The organism is Pseudarthrobacter oxydans, assembly GCF_030812335.1.
Taxonomy (GTDB): domain Bacteria; phylum Actinomycetota; class Actinomycetes; order Actinomycetales; family Micrococcaceae; genus Arthrobacter; species Arthrobacter oxydans_B.
Genome location: NZ_JAUSSN010000001.1, coordinates 71641 through 89804 on the forward strand (window position 1 = coordinate 71641; position 18164 = coordinate 89804).

Genomic DNA, 18164 nt, shown 5'->3' on the forward strand with positions numbered 1-18164 from the left:
GTTTCCGCCGAGGTGAGATTTCGCGCCCATGGTCGGACCGGACATGGGCGCGAAATGTCACCTCGGCGGCGTTCGACGGCGTCGCCCGCCAAACTGTATGTTTCGTCTCACTTTTTGGTCCTGTGACATGCACCGCTCTGGCGCCGGTGTAAGACTTGGTAGCTGCGGCCGCAGGCCGTGGAACGCGAAACGCCGAGGGAGCCAGATGACAACCACCCAAGACCAGACCGTAGCCAAGATCCCCCAGCGGGTCATTTGGCTGGCCGTGGCGGGCGCCGTGGGCGGCTTCCTCTTCGGCTTCGACTCCTCAGTGGTCAACGGCGCCGTCGACGCCATCAAGGACGAGTTCGCGCTGAGCGAGGCCGTGACCGGTTTCGCCGTTGCCGTGGCCCTCCTTGGCTGCGCCGCGGGCGCCTACCTGGCCGGGAAGGTCGCCGACCGCTACGGCCGCATCCCGGCGATGAAGATCGGCGCGCTGCTGTTCCTGGTCAGCGCCATCGGGACCGGCTTCGCCTTCAGCGTGTGGGACCTCATCTTCTGGCGCCTCGTCGGCGGCCTGGGCATCGGCCTGGCCTCCGTGATCGCCCCGGCCTACATCTCCGAGATCTCACCCCGCCACGTCCGCGGCCGCCTGGCGTCGCTCCAGCAGCTCGCCATCACCACGGGTATCTTCGCGGCCCTGCTCTCGGACGCCCTGTTCGCGAACTTCGCCGGCGGCGCCGGCGAGGCTCTCTGGTTCGGCATTGAGGCCTGGCGCTGGATGTTCCTCGCCGGTGCCGTCCCCGCCGTCGTCTACGGCTGGATCGCCTACACCCTGCCCGAGTCGCCGCGGTTCCTGGTCTTCCAGGGCAAGGACGAGGAAGCCCTGAAAATCTTCCAGTCCATCGCCCCGAACGAGGACACGGACCGCCACCTGCGCGACATCAAAAAGGCCATCGAGGAAGACAAGGTCGCGGGCCAGAAGGGCTCCCTGCGCGGCAAGGCGTTCGGCCTCCAGCCGGTCGTGTGGATCGGCATCATCCTGTCGGTGCTGCAGCAGTTCGTCGGAATCAACGTGATTTTCTACTACTCCACCACCTTGTGGAAGGCCGTCGGTTTCCAGGAGAAGGATTCCCTGACGATCTCCGTGGCCACCGCCATCACGAACATCCTCGTGACCCTCGTGGCGATCGCCCTCGTGGACCGGATCGGCCGCCGGCCGATCATGCTGGCGGGTTCGATCGGCATGGCCGTCTCGCTGGGCACCATGGCCCTCGCCTTCGGGTCCGCCACCGGAACCGGCGACGCGATTTCGCTGCCCGGCGCATGGGGCCCGGTCGCCCTGGTGGCCGCCAACGTCTTCGTGATCAGCTTCGGCGCCTCCTGGGGCCCGCTGGTGTGGGTGCTGCTGGGCGAGATTTTCCCGTCCCGGATCCGCGCCCGCGCGCTGGGCCTCGCCGCGGCCGCCCAGTGGATCGCCAACTTCGCCATCACCCTGAGCTTCCCGGCCATGGCGGCGGCCTCCCTGCCCCTGACCTACGCCATGTACGCGGCGTTCGCGGCGGCGTCGTTCTTCTTCGTGAAGTTCAAGGTCCCGGAGACCAATGGAATGTCCCTTGAGCACGCCGAGACCCTCTTCGTACCCAAGGGCTCCGCGAAGGATTCCGTCAAGGCCTGAGCCGGGCGCACTCCGGCGCGTTCCCGCCTCGCGAGGTGACAGATAATGCCCATGTTTCGGGGAAACATGGGCATTATCTGTCACCTCGGCGGGCGGGGGCTACAGTACGAGCTTCATGCCCTCGTGGCTCGCCGCAAAGCCGAGCCGCTCGTAAAACCGGTGGGCGGCTGTGCGGGACTTGTCCGTGGTGAGCTGCAGGAGTGAACAGCCGCGGAGCCGCGACTCGTCGATGGCCCATTCCACCATCGCCGCCCCGACGCCTTGGCCGCGCAGCTCGCTCCCCACGCGCACAGCCTCCAACTGGGCGCGCCATGAACCACGGCGGGACAGGCCCGGCAGGAAGCTCAACTGGAACGTTGCCACCAGGCGGGTACCGGGCCCGTCCGCGATCGCCAGCTCCCCCACGAGCAGCAGGTGCGCCGGATCGGCGTCGATCGCGGCAAACGCCTTCTCGTAGGGGACCAGATCGGACGTGTCCTCGCGGCCTGACCCGAGCTGGTCATCGGCCAGCAGCCGGAGAATGTCGGGCAGATCGGCGCGTTCGGCATGGCGCAGGCGCAACGTCCCGCCGTCGACGTCGAGAGTCAGCAAGGAGGTCCGGTCACGGGGGTTCGAAGTCACCAGTCCAGTCTGCCCTACCGCGTCGAGGTGACAGATAATGCCCATGTTTCCGGGAAACATGGGCATTATCTGTCACCTCGGCGGGTGAGGGCCGCTGCTGACACAGACGCCGACGCCGGAACTCGGGTGAGTTCCGGCGTCGGCGGCTATGCTTTCGCGATTATGGGAAACGGGCTAGACGGCTTCCTTGGCCTCGTCGACCAGGGCGGAGACGGCCGCGAACAGCGGGTGGTCCGGGGCGAGGCCGGTGATCTTCGCGGTGGCCTCGTCGGCGCTGGAGGATGCCAGGATCTGCCTGAGCTCCACGGCCTCGGCGTCGGCCGGGTCGTTGAAGCGCAGGGCTGCGGCGATCGCACCGAGCAGGGCCTCCGGCACGATTCCGCGTTCGGCGAGCTCCGCCGCCGGACCGATGAAGCGTTCGTGCCGGCTGAGCTTGCGCAACGGCGCCCGGCCCACCCGGTTCACGGTGTCCGGCAGGTGCGGGTTGGAGAAACGGCCCAGGATCTTCTGCACGTAGGCCTCCTGCTCGTCACGGTTGAAGCCGTGCTTGGCCACCAGCAGCTCTTTGGTTTCGTCCAGGACGGCGCGCACATCGGCGGCGACGTCCTGATCGGCCATGGCCTCGGAAATCTTCCCGAGCCCGGCCTCAAAACCGAAATAGGCTGCCGCGGCGTGCCCGGTGTTCACGGTGAACAGTTTCCGCTCGATGTACGGCTCCAGCTCATCCACGAACGTGGCACCCGGAATGACCGGCACCGCAGCGCCGAACGGTGTCCGGTCGATGACCCATTCGTAGAAGGTCTCCACTGTGACGTCCAGACCCTGTCCGGCCTCCTGGTTGGGCACGATCCGGTCCACCGCCGTGTTCGCGAACACGGCGGCAGCGTCGAGGGATCCCGCGGCCGGGTCCCACTGCGCCGAGACCTCGGACTTCAGGATGTCCGTGGCGTTGATGGCGTTCTCACACGCCATCACCTGCAGCGGTGCGAGTCCGGGGGCCCTGGCGGCGATCCCCCGGGCGATCACCGGGGCCACGAACTTGAGGATATGCGGCCCCACGGCGGTGGTGACCACGTCCGCCGTCGCGATCTCCGCGATGACCTCGGCTTCCTGGCTGCCGGAGTTGAGCGCGCGGAAGTTCTCCACGGTCCGGACGGTGGGGTGCTCCCCCACCTCGTGGACCTGGTAGCTGTCCGCGGCGGCCAGCTGGGTGATCAGGTCCTCCGCGACATCCGCGAACACCACCTCATACCCCGCCTCATGCAGCAGCAGCCCCACGAATCCGCGCCCGATGTTTCCGGCTCCGAAATGAACAGCCTTCACTATGAATTGACCTTTCCGAACAGGTCGAGGACTTCCTCGACCGTGGTGGCCGCCTCAAGCTGTGCCACCTGGGCCTTGTTGGTGAAGACCTTGGCGATGGAGGACAGGATGTGCAGGTGCTCGTTGTTGATGCCGGCCACGCCGACCACGAACTTCACTTCCTTGCCGTTCCAGTCGATGCCGTTCGGGTAGCGGATGACGGAGACCGCGGACTTCATGATGTGGTCCTTGGCGGCATTGGTACCGTGCGGAATTGCGAGGTAGCTGCCCATGTAGGTGGACACGGATTCCTCGCGTTCGTGCATGGCGTCCAGGTAGCCGGCGTCGACGGCCCCGCGGTCCAGCAGGAGCCGGCCGGCCTCGTCGATGGCGGCATCCCGGGTTGTGGCCGTGCCGTTCAGGACAACGCTTTCCGCCACGAGGATGCCGGCGGGGCCGGTCTCCTCGGGAGCTTCGGGCGCTGCGGGCGTTGCGGCACCAGCCGCGGCAGGCGCCGCAGCCGCAGTGGCCGCAGAGGCAGCCGCAGGCGCCGCGGCTGGGGCGTCGGCGCCAATTTCCGTGTTGCTCGACCTGACAAGCTCCACGATCTCGTCGTACTTGGGGCTGTTCATGAAGTTATCTACCGAGACGTGCACGGCGCTGGCGGTCGCCGGGGTGGCCCGTTCGGTCAGGTCCTGGTGCGTGATGACGACGTCGTAGGTGTCGCTGAGGTTGGCGATGGCGGAGTTGGTTACCTTGACGTCCGGGAAGCCGGCAGCCTTGATCTTGTTCCGCAGCACAGAGGCGCCCATCGCGCTGGAGCCCATGCCGGCGTCGCACGCAAAGACGATGTTCTTGACCGGCCCGGCGAGGACTGCGACGCCGCCGGCGGCAGCACCGGAACCGGTGAGCAGGGAGGACACCGAGCTCTTCTTGCCCTTCATTTCCTCCATCCGGGCGGTGGCGGCGCCGAGGGCCTCTTCCTCGGTGGCGCCCACCGGGGTCTTGCTGGCCTTCAGGATCACCGAGGCGATCAGGAAGGACACAGTGGTGGCGAACAGCACGGAGAGGGTCACGCCGACGTAGCTGTCACGTGCGGTCGCCGCGTACACGGCAATGATGCTGCCCGGGGCTGCCGGCGACCGGAGCCCTGCACCGGTGACCACGAGGGTGAAAATGCCGGTCATGCCGCCGCCGATAGCGGCGAGGATCATGATGGGCTTCATGAGCACGTACGGGAAGTAGATCTCATGGATACCGCCGACGAACTGGATCAGTGCTGCACCAGGCGCGGACGCCTTGGCCAGTCCCGTGCCGAAGATCGAGTAGGCGAGCAGGATGCCGAAGCCCGGACCGGGGTTGGCTTCGAGCAGGAACAGGATCGACTTGCCCTCCTCGAGCGCCTGTTGGGTCCCCAGGGGCGTGAGGATGCCGTGGTTGACGGCGTTGTTCAGGAACAGGACCTTCGCAGGCTCGATGAAGATGCTGGTGAAAGGCAGCAGGCCGTTGATCACGAGGAACTCGACGACGGCGCTGGCTCCGGCGCTGAAGGCCTTCACCACCGGGCCGACCACGAGCATGCCCACGACCGCCATGCCGGCGGCCAGGATCCCGGCAGAGAAGTTGTCGATCAGCATTTCGAAGCCCGGCTTGACCCGGCCCTCCCATATCTTGTCCAGCTTCATCATGAGCCAGGCCGTGAGGGGGCCCAGCATCATGGCGCCGATGAACATGGGGATGTCCGTGCCGACGATGACGCCAGTTGTGGCCACCGCACCCACCACCCCGCCGCGCACGCCGTAGACCATCCGGCCCCCGGTGTAGCCGATCAGGAGCGGGAGCAGGTAGGTGATCATCGGCCCAACAAGCTTGCCGAGTTCCTCGTTGGGCAGGAAGCCCGCCGGGATGAAGAGCGCCGTGATGATGCCCCACGCGATGAACGCGCCCATGTTGGGCATGATCATTCCGGACAGGAACGTGCCGAACTTCTGGATGCCTACCCGCACGCTGGTACGGGGTTTCGCAACTGTCTCTGTTGCCATGTGATTTCCTAACCGTCATTCCTGCTGCACCGCAGGATGGTCCGATAATTTCGCGAAAGCTAGCTGGTGGAGCTGGTGGAGATCCGGTGGAGCCATTCGAGGAAGAGCTTGAGTTCCGAGCTGGAGAGCTGGTCCGAGTGCGATGCCTGCAGTGCCGCGTTCAGGGCGATCGCTGCCACAACCACTGACGATTTCCCGGACGCTTCAGGACCGTTTTCTTTGGCCTGTTCCGAGGACACCGCAAAGATCATGGCGTCGCGGGTCATAGTGGACAGCTCGAGGTTGCGCTCGGGCGCCTTTTCCGTGATCAGCATGAGTGTCACCCCGACGTTGGCGGCCAGGATGCTCCTGGCCGCTTCCCGCGGAGGGACGTTAAGTTGGCCGGCGACGGCGGCCTTGTTCAGCATTTCCTCCATCAGGCCCTCGGCGTCGGCGACGACGGCCGGGCGGCTCTCGGGGCGGATATTGCCAAACATGACCAAGTACAGTTCCGGCTGGTTGAGCCCAAACTGGACGTGGTTGTCCCACATCCGCCGGATATCTTCCAGCGGCTGTCCTGACGGCGCGAAGTCGCGTTCGCCCGCCACATACTCCTCGAAACCTGCCGCGACGACCGCGTCGAACAGCCCTTCCTTGTCACCGAAGTGGTGATACAGGGTCGGTGCGGTGACGCCGGCTCGCTGAGTGATCTGGCGGGTGGATACCGCGCCCCCGGCGGAGTTGGCCAGCAACTCAGCCGCCGCACGCAGCAGCCGCGTCTTTGGCGGAAGCTGGCCATCGAAACTCATAACCGCTACCCTAGCACCTATAGCAACGCTATATGAAGTGCATCACATACAATTTTTTCAGGTACCGGGATCCGCCCGCCGACGTAGCTGTCGGCAGGCCTGCCCGGCCGTTCGATCCAGAAAATCCGATCCGGGACGTCCGGCCCGGATCGGACGGCGGACGGCGTCTCCCGCGGTACCTGACCCACCGGCTTACCGGCCCAAGGCAGAGAATGAGGACCTTCAGTGCAGAACTTCCCAGGAGTAGGCGTCAGCCCCGGCCGCATCATCGGAACGATCCGCCAGATGCCCAAACCCGTCAGCGAACCGCCCGCCGGGGAGCAGTTGCCGGCCGGCGTCACGGCCGAGGAGGCGACGGCGGCGCTGAAGACCGCGGCGAAGGCCGTCCACGATGAGCTCAAGGCCCGGGCCGAGACGGTCAGCGGCGACGGCAAGGCTGTCCTGGAAGCCACGGCCCTGATGGCGACGGACACGATGCTCCTGAAGTCCGCCGCCAAACTGATCGGCCGCGGCGCCTCCGGCCAGCGCGCCATCTGGGAGGCCGGCGCCTCCGTCTCGGAGATGCTGCACAACCTGGGCGGCTATATGGCCGAGCGGGCCACCGACGTCCTGGACGTCCGGGCCCGGATCGTGGCAGAACTGCGCGGCGTTCCGGCCCCGGGCATCCCGACCTCCCCCACCCCGTTCATCCTGATCGCCGAGGATCTCGCCCCGGCGGACACCGCCACCCTGGATCCGGAGAAGATCCTGGCGCTGCTCACCGCCGGCGGCGGACCGCAGTCGCACACCGCGATCATTGCCCGCTCGCTGGGCCTCCCAGCGGTTGTGGCCGCGACCGGCGTCGACCAGCTTCCGGACGGCACGGAGGTCTACGTGGACGGCGCCGCCGGCCTGATCACCGTGGACCCGGACGACTCGCAGCGCGCCGCTGCCGAACACTGGGCCGCCACCGCCTCGTTGCTGGCGGACTTTGACGGCACCGGCGCGACGGCGGACGGCCACCTGGTGCCGCTGCTCGCCAACGTCGGCGGAGGCAAGGACGCCGTGGCCGCCGCGAAGCTGAACGCGCAGGGGGTGGGGCTGTTCCGGACCGAGTTCTGTTTCCTGGAGCGGGACACCGAGCCCACTGTGGACGAACAGGCCGCCGCGTACAAGGGCGTCTTCGACGCGTTCCCGGGCAAGAAGGTGGTGCTCCGGACGCTCGACGCCGGCGCGGACAAGCCGCTGCCCTTCCTCACCGACGCCACGGAGCCCAACCCCGCCCTCGGGGTCCGCGGGTACCGCACCGACTTCACCACGCCCGGCGTGCTGGAACGCCAGCTGCAGGCCATCGCCCGGGCCGAGCAGGAGTCCGAGGCGGACGTCTGGGTGATGGCGCCGATGATTTCCACCGCGGAGGAAGCCGCCCGCTTCGCCACGCTGTGCTCCGAGGCCGGGATCAAGACCCCCGGTGTCATGGTGGAAGTCCCGTCCGCGGCGCTCACCGCCGAGGCCATCCTCCGGGAGGTGGCCTTCGCGAGTCTGGGCACCAACGACCTCACCCAGTACGCCATGGCCGCGGACCGCCAGCTCGGCCCGCTCGCGGCGCTGAACACCCCGTGGCAGCCCGCCGTGCTCCGGCTCGTCGGCCTCACCGTGGAAGGTTCCGTCGCGGAGGGCCACAACAAACCGGTCGGTGTCTGCGGCGAGGCCGCCGCGGACCCGGCCCTCGCCGTAGTCCTCACCGGGCTCGGCGTCTCGACCCTGTCCATGACGGCCCGGTCCCTCGCCGCCGTGGCGGCCGTGCTGAAGACCGTCACCCTGGCCGAGGCGCAGGAACTGGCCAAACTGGCCCTCTCCGCACCGAGCGCCACCGAGGCCCGGGCCTGGGTCCGGGCAAAGCTGCCGGTCCTCGAGGAGCTCGGGCTGTAGCCCCGCAGCAGGCAGAGGTGGTGTGGGGCCGATCCCGGGGCGCTAGGATGCACTCCATGACACTGATTGCTCCCCGGGTGACGGCCGCCCTACCGGCTGAGGACGCGCAGAAACTCCGCTACGCCCTCAACGGCAGCGACGACATCACGGTGTTCGTCGACGGCACCGTCCACCGGCTGCCGTCCCAGGCGCGGGACGCCGTTGTGGACCTGCTGGCGCGCTTCAGCCGGGGCGAGGCCGTGACGGTCAGCAGCGTCGAGGAAATGCTGACCACGTCCCGGGCCGCGGAGCTGGCCGGGATCTCGCACACCTACCTGCGGAACATGACGGACCGCGGCGAAATCCCGGTGGAATACCGGGGCACGCACCGGCGGATCCGGCTCGCCGACGTCATGGCCTGGCTGGAAAAGCAGAAGAAGAACAGTACCGCGGACGGCGCTCCGGGCCACGGGGATGACGGTGCCGCGGATGCTTCGTGACGGCGTGATAAGGATCAAACAACGATCCCGGCCCTGCGCGGAAACGCGGAGAAGGCCGGGGTTACGCTTGGATTGTGGGTAAGTTCAGAGGGTGGCACATCGTGGCTGGCATTGCCGCCATGGTGCTCACGGGCATTCTCGGAAACTCCATGGGGCTGAACAATACGGCCGCCTTTATGTCCAGCTGTGTTGCGTTTGTGGCCGTCTCCATGTGGATGGACAGCCGGATCACCACCCGCCGCAGGCGGGACAGCGCGCGAGACGGAGCGCGGGCGACGTCGCGGGAAAGAGCCCAGGAAACTGAGGCCGACGGCGCGGCGGCGGCTGGCGATGCCGGCTCCGCACCGGACCGGCAATTCGAGGCCGAGCAGCCCAAACGCGAGGGCCGCGGCAGCTAGGCCGCCAGCCCCTAGATCCTGGGTCGCGCCGCCCAGCGACGCGCCTTCAGCGCCGCGTGGAGTTCCAGCCGCACCATCCCCTTGAGCGGGTCGACGCCGAGCAGCTGGCGGATCCGGCCCAGCCGGTTGTAGATGCTGCTCCGGTGCAGGTGCAGCTTGTCCGCGACTTCCTGGACTGATCCGTCATTGTCATAGAAGAGCTCCAGCACCGGCAGCAGCTCGTGGTTCCGGTCGTGGTCCTCCAGGAGCCGGAAATAGACCGAGCCCGCGTCCGCCCACGCCCCCGCCCCGCCGCCGGCCGAGGCCAGCAGCTGGTAGATCCCGGTGGCGCGGCAGTCCACGAGTTCTCCCAGCTGGGGATCCACCGCAGCGGCCTGCGCGGCCTGCCGGGACTGCCGGTACGCGTCGGCAAGTTCCCGCGGCCGCGCGAAGCCCTCGGAGGCGCCCAGAATGATCCGGTGCACCGGCCGGCCGGACCGCTTGGCCAGCTCCAGCTGGTAATGGACCAGCACCTGGGCGTGGTTCGCGCGTCCGGTCGATTCCCTGAACAGGACGACGGCGTGGGTCTCCGTGCCGGCGCTGAACAGTGTGGCGTCCACGCCGATGGTGGCCTGCAGCGCGGCAGCGCGGTGGACCAGCGTGGAAGCGATCGGGTCCGCGCCTTCCGCCCAGCCGTCCGCGTCCAGTACCGTCACCAGCTGCCAGGGTCCGCGCCCCTGGACTTCCTTCCAGCCGGCCACGGCCGCGACGGCGTTCGCCTCGCCCCGGCAGGCGGCCAGGAATTCCTGTTCGCGGCGGCGGCGGAACTCGGATTCGGCCGTATTGGACTCCAGCAGCAGGGCCGAGAGCTGCTCCAGCTCGCGGGCCACCTCCGGCAGCTGGGCGAGGACCGTCGTCGCGTTCGGCTCATCGGCGTCGAGCTGGACCCAGAGGTATCCCACCCGGAAGCCCCGCACCAGGAGGGGAACGCAGACCCGGCCCAGCATCCCCAGCTCCTCGTTGGCCGGCACGACCACCGGGCGGACCGCCGTCGCGATCCCGTGCGAGAGCTGCCAGGCGCTGACGTCCACCGGGACGCGCTTGCTGAGCAGGAAGTTCACCCGGACCCGGTCGGCATGGGACTGGTTGGAGCTGTAGGCGAGCAGCTGGCCGTCGAGATCCTCAAGTGAGAGCCCGCGGCCCAGTTGCAGTGCGACCTGCTCCACGAGCTGTTCGACGTCCTGCTGCTGCATGCTGCAACACTACTGCCGATGCCGCCTCCTCTGGAAACGCCGCGGCGGACCCCGCCCCAACGGACAGCAGGCGACACCTGACGTTTCCCGAGTCGACAAATGTCCAGTCCCGTGTTTGGAAAACCGCGGATTTCCGCGGGACCCGGCTGCCGCCGCGAGGCGGCGCCTGTCGCCTGCCTCACAGCCGGATTTATTCTGGAAGTACGACTTCCCTCGTATATCCGGGCCCACGAGGCCCCCAGCATTGGAGCCCACAAATGATCATCGGTGTCCCCAAAGAGATTAAGAACAATGAATTCCGCGTCGCCATCACGGCCGCCGGCGTACACGAATTCCGCACCCACGGCCACTCGGTCCTCGTGGAGCGCGGCGCGGGCCTGGGCTCGGGCATCACGGACGAGGAATACGCCATCGCCGGAGCCGAAATCGTGGTCGAAGCCGATGACGTCTGGGCCCGCGCCGACATGGTCATGAAGGTCAAGGAGCCGGTCAAGGCCGAATACCACCGCTTCCGCAAGGGCCTGATCCTCTTCACTTACCTGCACCTGGCCGCCGAGCCGGAACTGACCCAGCAGCTCATCAACTCCGGCGTCACCGCCATCGCCTACGAGACCGTCCAGGAGGGCCGCACCCTGCCGCTGCTCGCCCCGATGTCCGAGGTTGCCGGCCGTCTCTCCGTCCAGGTCGGCGCAACCTCGCTGATGGCTCCGGCCGGCGGCAAGGGAGTGCTGCTCGGCGGCGTCCCGGGTGTCCGCCCGGCCAAGGTTGTTGTCCTCGGCGCCGGTGTTGCCGGCACCAACGCCGCCGCCATGGCCCTCGGCCTCGGCGCCGACGTCACCATCCTGGACATCAACATCAACCGCCTGCGCGAACTGGATGCCCAGTACCAGGGCCGCCTGAAGACCGTCGCGTCCAACGCGTACGAGATCGAGAAGTCGGTCGTCGACGCCGACCTGGTGATCGGCTCCGTGCTGATCCCGGGCGCCAAGGCCCCGAAACTGGTCACCAACGAGCTCGTTGCCCGGATGAAGCCCGGCTCGGTGCTGGTGGACATCGCGGTGGACCAGGGCGGCTGCTTCGAGGACACGCACCCCACAACGCACCAGGAACCGACGTACAAGGTCCACAACACGATCTTCTACTGCGTGGCCAACATGCCGGGCGCCGTGCCGAACACCTCCACCTACGCGCTGACCAACGTCACCCTGCGCTACGCGGTCGCCCTGGCCAACCTGGGCGTCAAGGCCGCGTTTGAACGCGACGCCGCCCTCGCCGCCGGCCTCAACATCGCCGGTGGCAAGGTGGCACACCGCTCGGTCTCCGAGGCGCACAACCTGCCCCTCGTCTCCGACTGGCACGAGCTGGTCTCCGCGTAACCTGTCCGTCCCCGCATAGCCAGAAGCCGCATCGGCTGCTCCGTAACCGCCCTTTGGAACCCCCAAAACGGCGTTTACGGAGCAGCCGATTGCTGTTTAACCCGGTTTAGCCCAGGGCCCGGGCCTGCTCGATCAGCCGCAGCACCTCCACCGGACCTGCCGGATCGACCGGGACCGGCAGCGCGGAGGCCGCCCCGCCGTCGCGGATCTTCGCGGCCAGGAGCCGGTAGAACTCCGGGTAGGCGCCGCGCTCGGTGGGCAGCCGGTCCAAATGGCCGTCCCGGCCGAGAAGCCCGGCCCAGTCCCGGTCTTCGATCCCATAGTCCGGGTCCAGCGGGCTGCCGCCGGCCACGATGAAGGGCTCCTGCGGGTCCACGCCGTTCTTGGTGAAACCGCCCGCGCTGCCCAGCAGCCGGAACCGCGGCCCCTGCTGGGCGCAGAACATGTTCATCCACAGATGGCTCGTCACGCCGGATTCGTGCCGCAGGGCCAGGAACACGTCGTCGTCGGTCATCTCGCCGGGCCGCCGTGCGGCCAGTTCGGCGTGTGTGACCGTGGCGGGGCCGAACAGCTGCACCGCCTGGTCCAGCAGGTGGGTGCCGAGGTCGAACAGCACCCCGCCGCCGTCGTCCGCCGTCGCGGCCGCCTTCCAGGCCTTGGCGACCTCCGGGGACCAGCGTTCGAAGCGGGATTCGAACCGCGTCACGGTGCCGAGGACGCCGCTCTCCAGCAGGCCCTGGACGGTCAGGTAGTCGCCGTCCCAGCGCCGGTTCTGGAAGACCGTAAGCACACGTCCCAGCCGCGCCGCGAGCCGGATGAGCTCCTCGCCCTCGGCGCTGCGCACGGCGAACGGCTTGTCGACGACGACGTCGAGTCCGGCTTCCAGCGCGGCTTTCGCGAGCGGGTAGTGCGTGGCCGGGGGGGTTCCCAGGACCAGCAGGTCCAGTTCGCCGGCGAGGTCAAGGACGTCCGCCGGGGTATTGACCAGGCGGGCTCCGGGATACCGGGCGGCGGCGGCGGCCTGCCTGCCGGCGTCGGAGGTGGAGATCGCCTCGACGGAGAATGCGGGGTCGGCGTGGAGCAGCGGGGCGTGGAAGACGCTGCCGGAGAGGCCGAAGCCGGCGACGGCCGTGCGGATGGGCCGGGTGGGGTCGGTTGTCATGGTCCCACGCTACCCCCGCACGCCCATTCGACGCTCCCTCAGATTCCGCAACAATTAGGGCGACGCCCCCTCGAAACGTGAGGGAGCGTCGCCCAGAAAGCTGCTAAAAGTGAGGGAGCGTCGGAAGGGGTGTTACTTCTTTTCCCAGCCGATGGTAGTCCAGTCCGGAACCTGGGACAGGCTCTTGAACAGGGACGGGCCGTAGTTGGCCAGACCGGTGCGCACGAAGGAGATCTGCGGACCGTTCATCACAACACCCATCGAGAAGTACTTCTCCATGTGCTTCTTTTCTACTTCCATGGCGGCCTTGTTCCGCTCATCGTTGTCGGCGATGGTGGAGAGCTTCTTGATCTCGGCGTCCAGTTCGGCGTCGCCCAGTTCGTTCTCGTTCGTCTTGGAATCGTAGAACTGCTTGACGGCGTCGGTCGCGTCGGCGCCCACGGTGTAGCCGGAGACGCTCATAAAGAAGTCGCGGCTGCCCAGGACCTTGCCGAAGTCGGCGGAAGCGCGCTGGTCGATGCCAACATCCATGCCGCCGGCCTTGAGCTGGCTCTGCAGGGTCTGCGCGAAGGCCAGGGTGGTGGGATCGTCACCGAAGTTGCTGATCTTGAAGGCAGCGGGGACGCCGTCCTTCTCCATGATGCCCGCGGCGTTGGCCGTGTAGCCGGCGTCGGTCAGGACCTTCTTGGCGGCCTCGGCGCCGGTCTCCTTGACCGGGTAGTTGTCCTGGTAGTGCTTGGAGAACGGCAGCAGCATCATCGACCCGGAGCTGGTTTCTTCCCAGTTCAGGCCGTTGAAGCGGACCTTGCGCAGCGCTTCGCGGTCGACGGCGGTGAAGATCGCCTCGCGGATGGCGACGTCGGTCATCGGCGCCTTCTGCGCGTTGAGGTTCAGGCCGCCGGCGAAGAGGCGCTGGCCGCGGCGGATCTCGGAGTCCTTGGTGCCGTCGAGCTGCTTGTACGGGGTGATGGTGTTGGCGGAGACGCCGTCGATCTCACCGTTCTTGAACGCGGCGATGGCGGCGCTGCTCTCCAGCTGGCGGAAGACCACCTTTTCCAGGACCGGCTTGGTGCCCCACCACTTGTCGTTCTGGGCGAGGGTGACCGTCTTGGCGGCGCTGTCGTACTGGTCGAGCTTGAACGGCCCGGCCATCCATTCCGGGTGCATGTCGCCGGTGAAGCCTTCGTTGAAGATCGCCGGGGTGTTCACGGCCGGGTGGATCAGACCGGTGAACAGGGAGTCCAGCGGGTAGACCGGCTGGGTGGTGGTGACAACAACTTCCTTGTCACTGGACCCGGCCGTGACGGATTCGACGAACTCGTACGCGCCGGAGCTGACGATGTCGATGTCCTTGTTCTCACCCTTGAGCATGTTCCAGGTGTTTTCGAAGGCCTTGACGTCGATCGGGGTGCCGTCGTTGTAGGTGGCCTTCTCATTCACCTTGATGGTGATGGTCTGCTTGCCGTCCTTGACCTCGCTCTGGACGTCCTCGCAGAAGTCCTTGTTCGGCGTGGCGGTGCCGTCGAAGTCGAAGTTCCAGCAGCCCCAGGTGCCGGCCTGGTCGATCGGGCGGTGCAGGGCGGTGTTGTCCGCGCTGTTGCCGTTGTTGGAGAACCCGTTGAAGTCCGGACCGATGTTGCCCAGCGGCAGGGTGACGGTGCCGCCCGGCTGCAGGTCCTTGGCGTCCTTCGCGTTGATGCTGACCAGTTTGGCCAGGTCACTTCCCGCGTCCTGGCCCTTGGCGGTCTCGGGACCCTGTGCAGCGCCGCCCCCACCGCCACAAGCGGTCAGCGCAAGCGCTGCAACGACGGCGGTAACGCCGCCGATCTTGGTCAGATTCTTCATGTGTTCCCCTTCATTCCTTTTGGTGCGTGTTGTGATGCGTGTGACTGGTAGGTCAGGTGGTTTCGTGGACAACAAGCATGTCCGCGTCCAGTTCGCCGTCAGGATAGAAACAGGCGAATTGCTGGTCTGTGGGGGCCGCGGGGCCGGCCCCGCGGCCGCTGCCCGCCGGGTGTCCGGGAGCTCCGGCGGCTCCGACGCCGACGGCGGCCAGGGAGTCCGTGACTGCCAGCAGCCCGGGCTCCTGGGTCAGGCATTTCTCCTGCTTTGCCGGCGGCAGTGCCGCGAAGACCGGGCAGCGCGTGGCGAAGTTGCAGCCCGTCGGCGCCTCCAGCGGCGAGGGCAGATCGCCCTCCAGGATGATGCGTTCGCGGGTGCGTTCCAGGACCGGGTCGGGGACCGGAATCGCCGAGAGCAGGGCCCGGGTGTAGGGGTGGCGCGGATTGTCGAAGACGCTGTCGACGTCGCCGATCTCCACGATCTTGCCCAGATACATCACGGCCACCCGGTCGGAGATGTGCCGGACCACGGACAGGTCGTGGGCCACCATCAGGTAGCTCAGCCCGAGTTCCGCGCGGAGCTGGTCCAGCAGGTTGATGACGCCGGCCTGGACGGACACGTCCAGGGCGGACACCGGCTCGTCCAGGACGACGAGTTTGGGGTTCACGGCCAGGGCGCGTGCGATGCCGATGCGCTGGCGCTGGCCGCCGGAGAACTGGTTGGGGAAGCGGTTGACGTGGTCCGGCTGGAGGCCCACGAGCTCCATCAGCTCCATGATCCGCTTCCGGATCTGGGGCTTGGCCATGCCCGCGTTCTCGAGCGGCTCGGACAGCACTTCAAAGACGGTGAACCGCGGGTCGAGGGCACCAGTGGGGTCCTGGAAGACCATCTGGAGTTCCTTGCGCATGGCGCTCTTGGTCTTGGCGTCGGAGGCTTCCTTGTTGCTGAGGCCGCCGATGACCACCTCGCCGTCCTGGTCCTTGTGGAACTCCATGATTTCCAGCAGGGTGGTGGTTTTGCCGCAGCCGGACTCGCCGACGATCGAGAAGCACTCGCCCTCGCGGATGTCGAAGCTCAGCCCATCGACCGCCTTGACGGTGCCGATCCGGCGTTTGAGCAGGGCACCCTTCATCAGCGGGAAGTGCTTTTTGACGTCCCTGAGCTCCAGCACGGTCCGGCGTTCCGCACGCGGGATCGCGTCAAAGCGTGACACCGGAACCGCCGGGGCCTTGAAGACCTCGCGGACGTCGACTTCCAGGCCGAGGGAGTCGGTCTTGATGCAGGCGGCCTTGTGCTGCAGGCCGCTGTCCGGGCTGGTTCCGGTGACGGGCCACAGCTCCGGTTCGCCCTGCAGGCAGGCGTTGCTGACCAGCGGGCAGCGCGGCGCGAAGGAACAGCCCGTCGGCGGGTGGATGAGGTTCGGCGGGATGCCCTCGATCGGCACCAGCGAGGACTTCTCGGCCACGTCGACACGCGGCACCGCGCCGAGCAGGCCCATCGTGTAAGGCATCCGGGGGTTGTAGTAGATGTCGTCGACGCTGCCGGTCTCCACCGGTTTGCCGGCGTACATCACCATGATGTCGTCCGCCATGCCGGCGACGACGCCGAGGTCGTGCGTGATCATCACGACGGCGGCGCCGGTTTCCTCCTGCGCGGTGTGCAGCACCTCCAGGACCTGCGCCTGGATGGTGACGTCGAGCGCCGTCGTGGGCTCGTCGGCGATCAGGACGCGCGGGTTGTTCGCAATCGCGATGGCGATCATGACACGCTGGCGCATGCCGCCGGAGAACTCATGCGGGAAGGCCTTGAGCCGGTCCTTCGGGCTGGGGATGCCCACCATGCCGAGAAGCTCGACGGCGCGCGCCTCCTTGGCCTGCTTGCTCATGCCGGGGTTGTGGACCGTGAGCGCCTCGATGATCTGGTTGCCGACCGTATAGACCGGGGTCAGGGAGGACAGCGGATCCTGGAAGACCATGGCGATGTCGTTGCCGCGGTACCGGCACATGGCCTTGTCGCTGAGTCCCAGCAGTTCCTGGCCCTGGAGCCGGACCGAACCGGTGACTTGGGCGGTGTCCGGCAGCAGGCCCAGGATGGCCATGGAGGTGACGGACTTTCCGGAACCCGACTCGCCGACGATGCCCAGCGTCTTGCCGGCGCGGAGGTCGAAGTCGATGCCGCGGACGGCGTGGACCTCCCCGTTTTCCGTGTTGAAGCGGACGTTCAGGTCCCGGACGGAGAGCACCGCATCCGCCGGGGCATCACCTGGCGCGTGCAGCCCGGCGAGGTGGAGGCGCTCGACGGCGGAGAGGTCGGGGGATTCGGTGCTGGCGGTCATTTCGTGGCTCATGGGGTCTTCTTCTGTGCGGACTTCTGTGCCTTGCCGGACGTACGCTTCCCGGGACCGTTCTTCTTGGCGCGGCCAACGGAGCTGGAGCTGGGATCGAACGCGTCACGCAGGCCGTCGTTCATCATGGCCAGCGACCCGGTCAGGAGGAACATGACGGTCAGCGGGACCCAGAACATCCACGGGAACGTGGAGACCTGGGAGGTGGCCTGCCCGATCAGCACGCCCAGGCTGACGTCGGGGACCTTGATGCCGATCCCGATGAAGGAGAACGCCACCTCGGCCAGGATCGCGCCGGTGATGCCGCGGGTGATGTCCAGGACCAGCAGCGAGCCGATGTTCGGAACGAGGTGCCGCCAGACGATGCGCCGCGGCGGGATCCCCATGTACTGGGCCGCCTTGACGAAGTCGCGCGACATGAGGGACATCGAGAGCGAGCGGATGAGCCGGGCCGTGCCCATCCAGCTGAAGACCAGCAGCACGATGATCAGCAGGAGCCAGCTGGGCAGGGACTGCTGCAGGCCGTTGCCGCCGCCGCTCGTGGCCACGGCGACGACCAGCAGGGCCGGCATCATGATCAGCGCTTCGAGGACGAACAGCATGACCTTGTCCACCTTCCCGCCGAAGTAGGCCATGGTGCAGCCGTACACGGCGGCGATCAGAACCGAGACCAGGCCCACCACGAGGCCGATCAGGATCGAGATCCGGGTGCCCTCCACGGTCAGCGCGTAGAGGTCAATCCCGGCCTGGGAGGTGCCCAGCAGGTGCTCGGCCGACGGCGGCATGCCGATGTTGAACGGGTCGATCGTCTCCTTGTCCCAGCTGGTGAAGAAGCCGCCGACAAAGGAGAACAGGGTCAGGGCCAGGAACATGAACAGACCGACGACGGCTGTCTTGTTGCGCAGGAAGCGGCGGAGGATGATCGAGGACTTCGCGATGACGACGTCGTTGTTCTCGATTTTCGCTTCGCCGGCGACGGCGGCCGGGTCGATGGTGTTGAGGTTTGTCAT

Annotated in this window: 14 protein-coding genes; 5 read left to right on the top strand and 9 right to left on the bottom strand. The window is 67.3% G+C overall.

The features are described from left to right. The first annotated feature begins 205 nt into the window (after positions 1-205). Complete coding sequence (locus J2W14_RS00360) at positions 206-1657, top strand: sugar porter family MFS transporter (RefSeq protein WP_307456766.1); 1452 nt, start codon at positions 206-208, stop codon at positions 1655-1657. A gap of 99 nt (positions 1658-1756) precedes the next feature. Here J2W14_RS00360 and J2W14_RS00365 read toward each other — a convergent pair whose 3' ends face one another. The 4 genes from J2W14_RS00365 to J2W14_RS00380 all read right to left on the bottom strand — a co-directional run bounded on the left by J2W14_RS00365 (position 1757) and on the right by J2W14_RS00380 (position 6410). Continuing rightward, positions 1757-2278 (bottom strand): GNAT family N-acetyltransferase, encoded by a 522-nt coding sequence (locus J2W14_RS00365; RefSeq protein ID WP_307456768.1) that lies wholly within the window; start codon positions 2276-2278, stop codon positions 1757-1759. A gap of 174 nt (positions 2279-2452) precedes the next feature. Further along, positions 2453-3601: a mannitol-1-phosphate 5-dehydrogenase gene (locus J2W14_RS00370; RefSeq protein ID WP_307456770.1), complete on the bottom strand. Its 1149-nt coding sequence runs from the start codon at positions 3599-3601 to the stop codon at positions 2453-2455. Continuing rightward, positions 3601-5622, bottom strand: coding sequence for a PTS mannitol transporter subunit IICBA (locus J2W14_RS00375; RefSeq protein ID WP_307456773.1), 2022 nt, complete (start codon positions 5620-5622; stop codon positions 3601-3603). Before J2W14_RS00375 ends, J2W14_RS00370 begins: the two co-directional genes overlap by 1 nt. A gap of 59 nt (positions 5623-5681) precedes the next feature. Beyond that, a complete protein-coding gene (locus tag J2W14_RS00380; protein WP_307456776.1) occupies positions 5682-6410 on the bottom strand; it encodes a TetR/AcrR family transcriptional regulator in 729 nt (242 codons plus the stop codon). 225 nt (positions 6411-6635) lie between these two features. Here J2W14_RS00380 and ptsP point away from each other — a divergent pair, with 225 nt between their 5' ends. The 3 genes from ptsP to J2W14_RS00395 all read left to right on the top strand — a co-directional run bounded on the left by ptsP (position 6636) and on the right by J2W14_RS00395 (position 9198). After that, positions 6636-8321, top strand: a complete 1686-nt coding sequence (gene ptsP, locus J2W14_RS00385; RefSeq protein WP_307456779.1) for a phosphoenolpyruvate--protein phosphotransferase — start codon at positions 6636-6638, stop codon at positions 8319-8321. 56 nt (positions 8322-8377) lie between these two features. Next, positions 8378-8800, top strand: a complete 423-nt coding sequence (locus tag J2W14_RS00390) for a helix-turn-helix domain-containing protein (protein ID WP_307456781.1) — start codon at positions 8378-8380, stop codon at positions 8798-8800. Positions 8801-8874: 74 nt separating this feature from the next. Further along, positions 8875-9198, top strand: a complete 324-nt coding sequence (locus J2W14_RS00395) for a hypothetical protein (protein WP_307456783.1) — start codon at positions 8875-8877, stop codon at positions 9196-9198. Positions 9199-9209: 11 nt separating this feature from the next. Here J2W14_RS00395 and J2W14_RS00400 read toward each other — a convergent pair whose 3' ends face one another. Further along, complete coding sequence (locus tag J2W14_RS00400) at positions 9210-10430, bottom strand: PucR family transcriptional regulator (RefSeq protein ID WP_307456786.1); 1221 nt, start codon at positions 10428-10430, stop codon at positions 9210-9212. A gap of 257 nt (positions 10431-10687) precedes the next feature. Between J2W14_RS00400 and ald the strand changes: the two genes are divergently transcribed. Continuing rightward, positions 10688-11806: an alanine dehydrogenase gene (ald, locus tag J2W14_RS00405; RefSeq protein WP_307456789.1), complete on the top strand. Its 1119-nt coding sequence runs from the start codon at positions 10688-10690 to the stop codon at positions 11804-11806. Positions 11807-11912: 106 nt separating this feature from the next. Here ald and J2W14_RS00410 read toward each other — a convergent pair whose 3' ends face one another. From J2W14_RS00410 to J2W14_RS00425, 4 genes are all read right to left on the bottom strand, one after another. Continuing rightward, complete coding sequence (locus J2W14_RS00410) at positions 11913-12968, bottom strand: Gfo/Idh/MocA family protein (protein ID WP_307456792.1); 1056 nt, start codon at positions 12966-12968, stop codon at positions 11913-11915. 132 nt (positions 12969-13100) lie between these two features. Further along, entirely contained in the window at positions 13101-14813 is a 1713-nt protein-coding gene (locus tag J2W14_RS00415; protein WP_307456794.1) for an ABC transporter family substrate-binding protein, read from the bottom strand. A 52-nt stretch (positions 14814-14865) separates the two neighbouring features. Then, complete coding sequence (locus tag J2W14_RS00420; protein ID WP_307456797.1) at positions 14866-17157, bottom strand: ABC transporter ATP-binding protein; 2292 nt, start codon at positions 17155-17157, stop codon at positions 14866-14868. Then, positions 17154-18164 (bottom strand): ABC transporter permease, encoded by a 1011-nt coding sequence (locus J2W14_RS00425; protein ID WP_307456800.1) that lies wholly within the window; start codon positions 18162-18164, stop codon positions 17154-17156. The genes J2W14_RS00420 and J2W14_RS00425 overlap by 4 nt, the downstream gene beginning before the upstream one ends.

Excerpts from the sequence above, each read along its gene's own strand:
- J2W14_RS00360 (WP_307456766.1), top strand. The coding sequence starts at position 206 with ATGACAACCACCCAAGACCAGACCGTAGCCAAGATCCCCCAGCGGGTC.
- J2W14_RS00380 (WP_307456776.1), bottom strand. The coding sequence starts at position 6,410 with ATGAGTTTCGATGGCCAGCTTCCGCCAAAGACGCGGCTGCTGCGTGCG.
- J2W14_RS00420 (WP_307456797.1), bottom strand. The coding sequence starts at position 17,157 with ATGAGCCACGAAATGACCGCCAGCACCGAATCCCCCGACCTCTCCGCC.
- J2W14_RS00425 (WP_307456800.1), bottom strand. The coding sequence starts at position 18,164 with ATGACAAACCTCAACACCATCGACCCGGCCGCCGTCGCCGGCGAAGCG.
- J2W14_RS00400 (WP_307456786.1), bottom strand. The coding sequence starts at position 10,430 with ATGCAGCAGCAGGACGTCGAACAGCTCGTGGAGCAGGTCGCACTGCAA.
- ald (WP_307456789.1), top strand. The coding sequence starts at position 10,688 with ATGATCATCGGTGTCCCCAAAGAGATTAAGAACAATGAATTCCGCGTC.
- J2W14_RS00410 (WP_307456792.1), bottom strand. The coding sequence starts at position 12,968 with ATGACAACCGACCCCACCCGGCCCATCCGCACGGCCGTCGCCGGCTTC.
- J2W14_RS00390 (WP_307456781.1), top strand. The coding sequence starts at position 8,378 with ATGACACTGATTGCTCCCCGGGTGACGGCCGCCCTACCGGCTGAGGAC.
- J2W14_RS00375 (WP_307456773.1), bottom strand. The coding sequence starts at position 5,622 with ATGGCAACAGAGACAGTTGCGAAACCCCGTACCAGCGTGCGGGTAGGC.
- J2W14_RS00415 (WP_307456794.1), bottom strand. The coding sequence starts at position 14,813 with ATGAAGAATCTGACCAAGATCGGCGGCGTTACCGCCGTCGTTGCAGCG.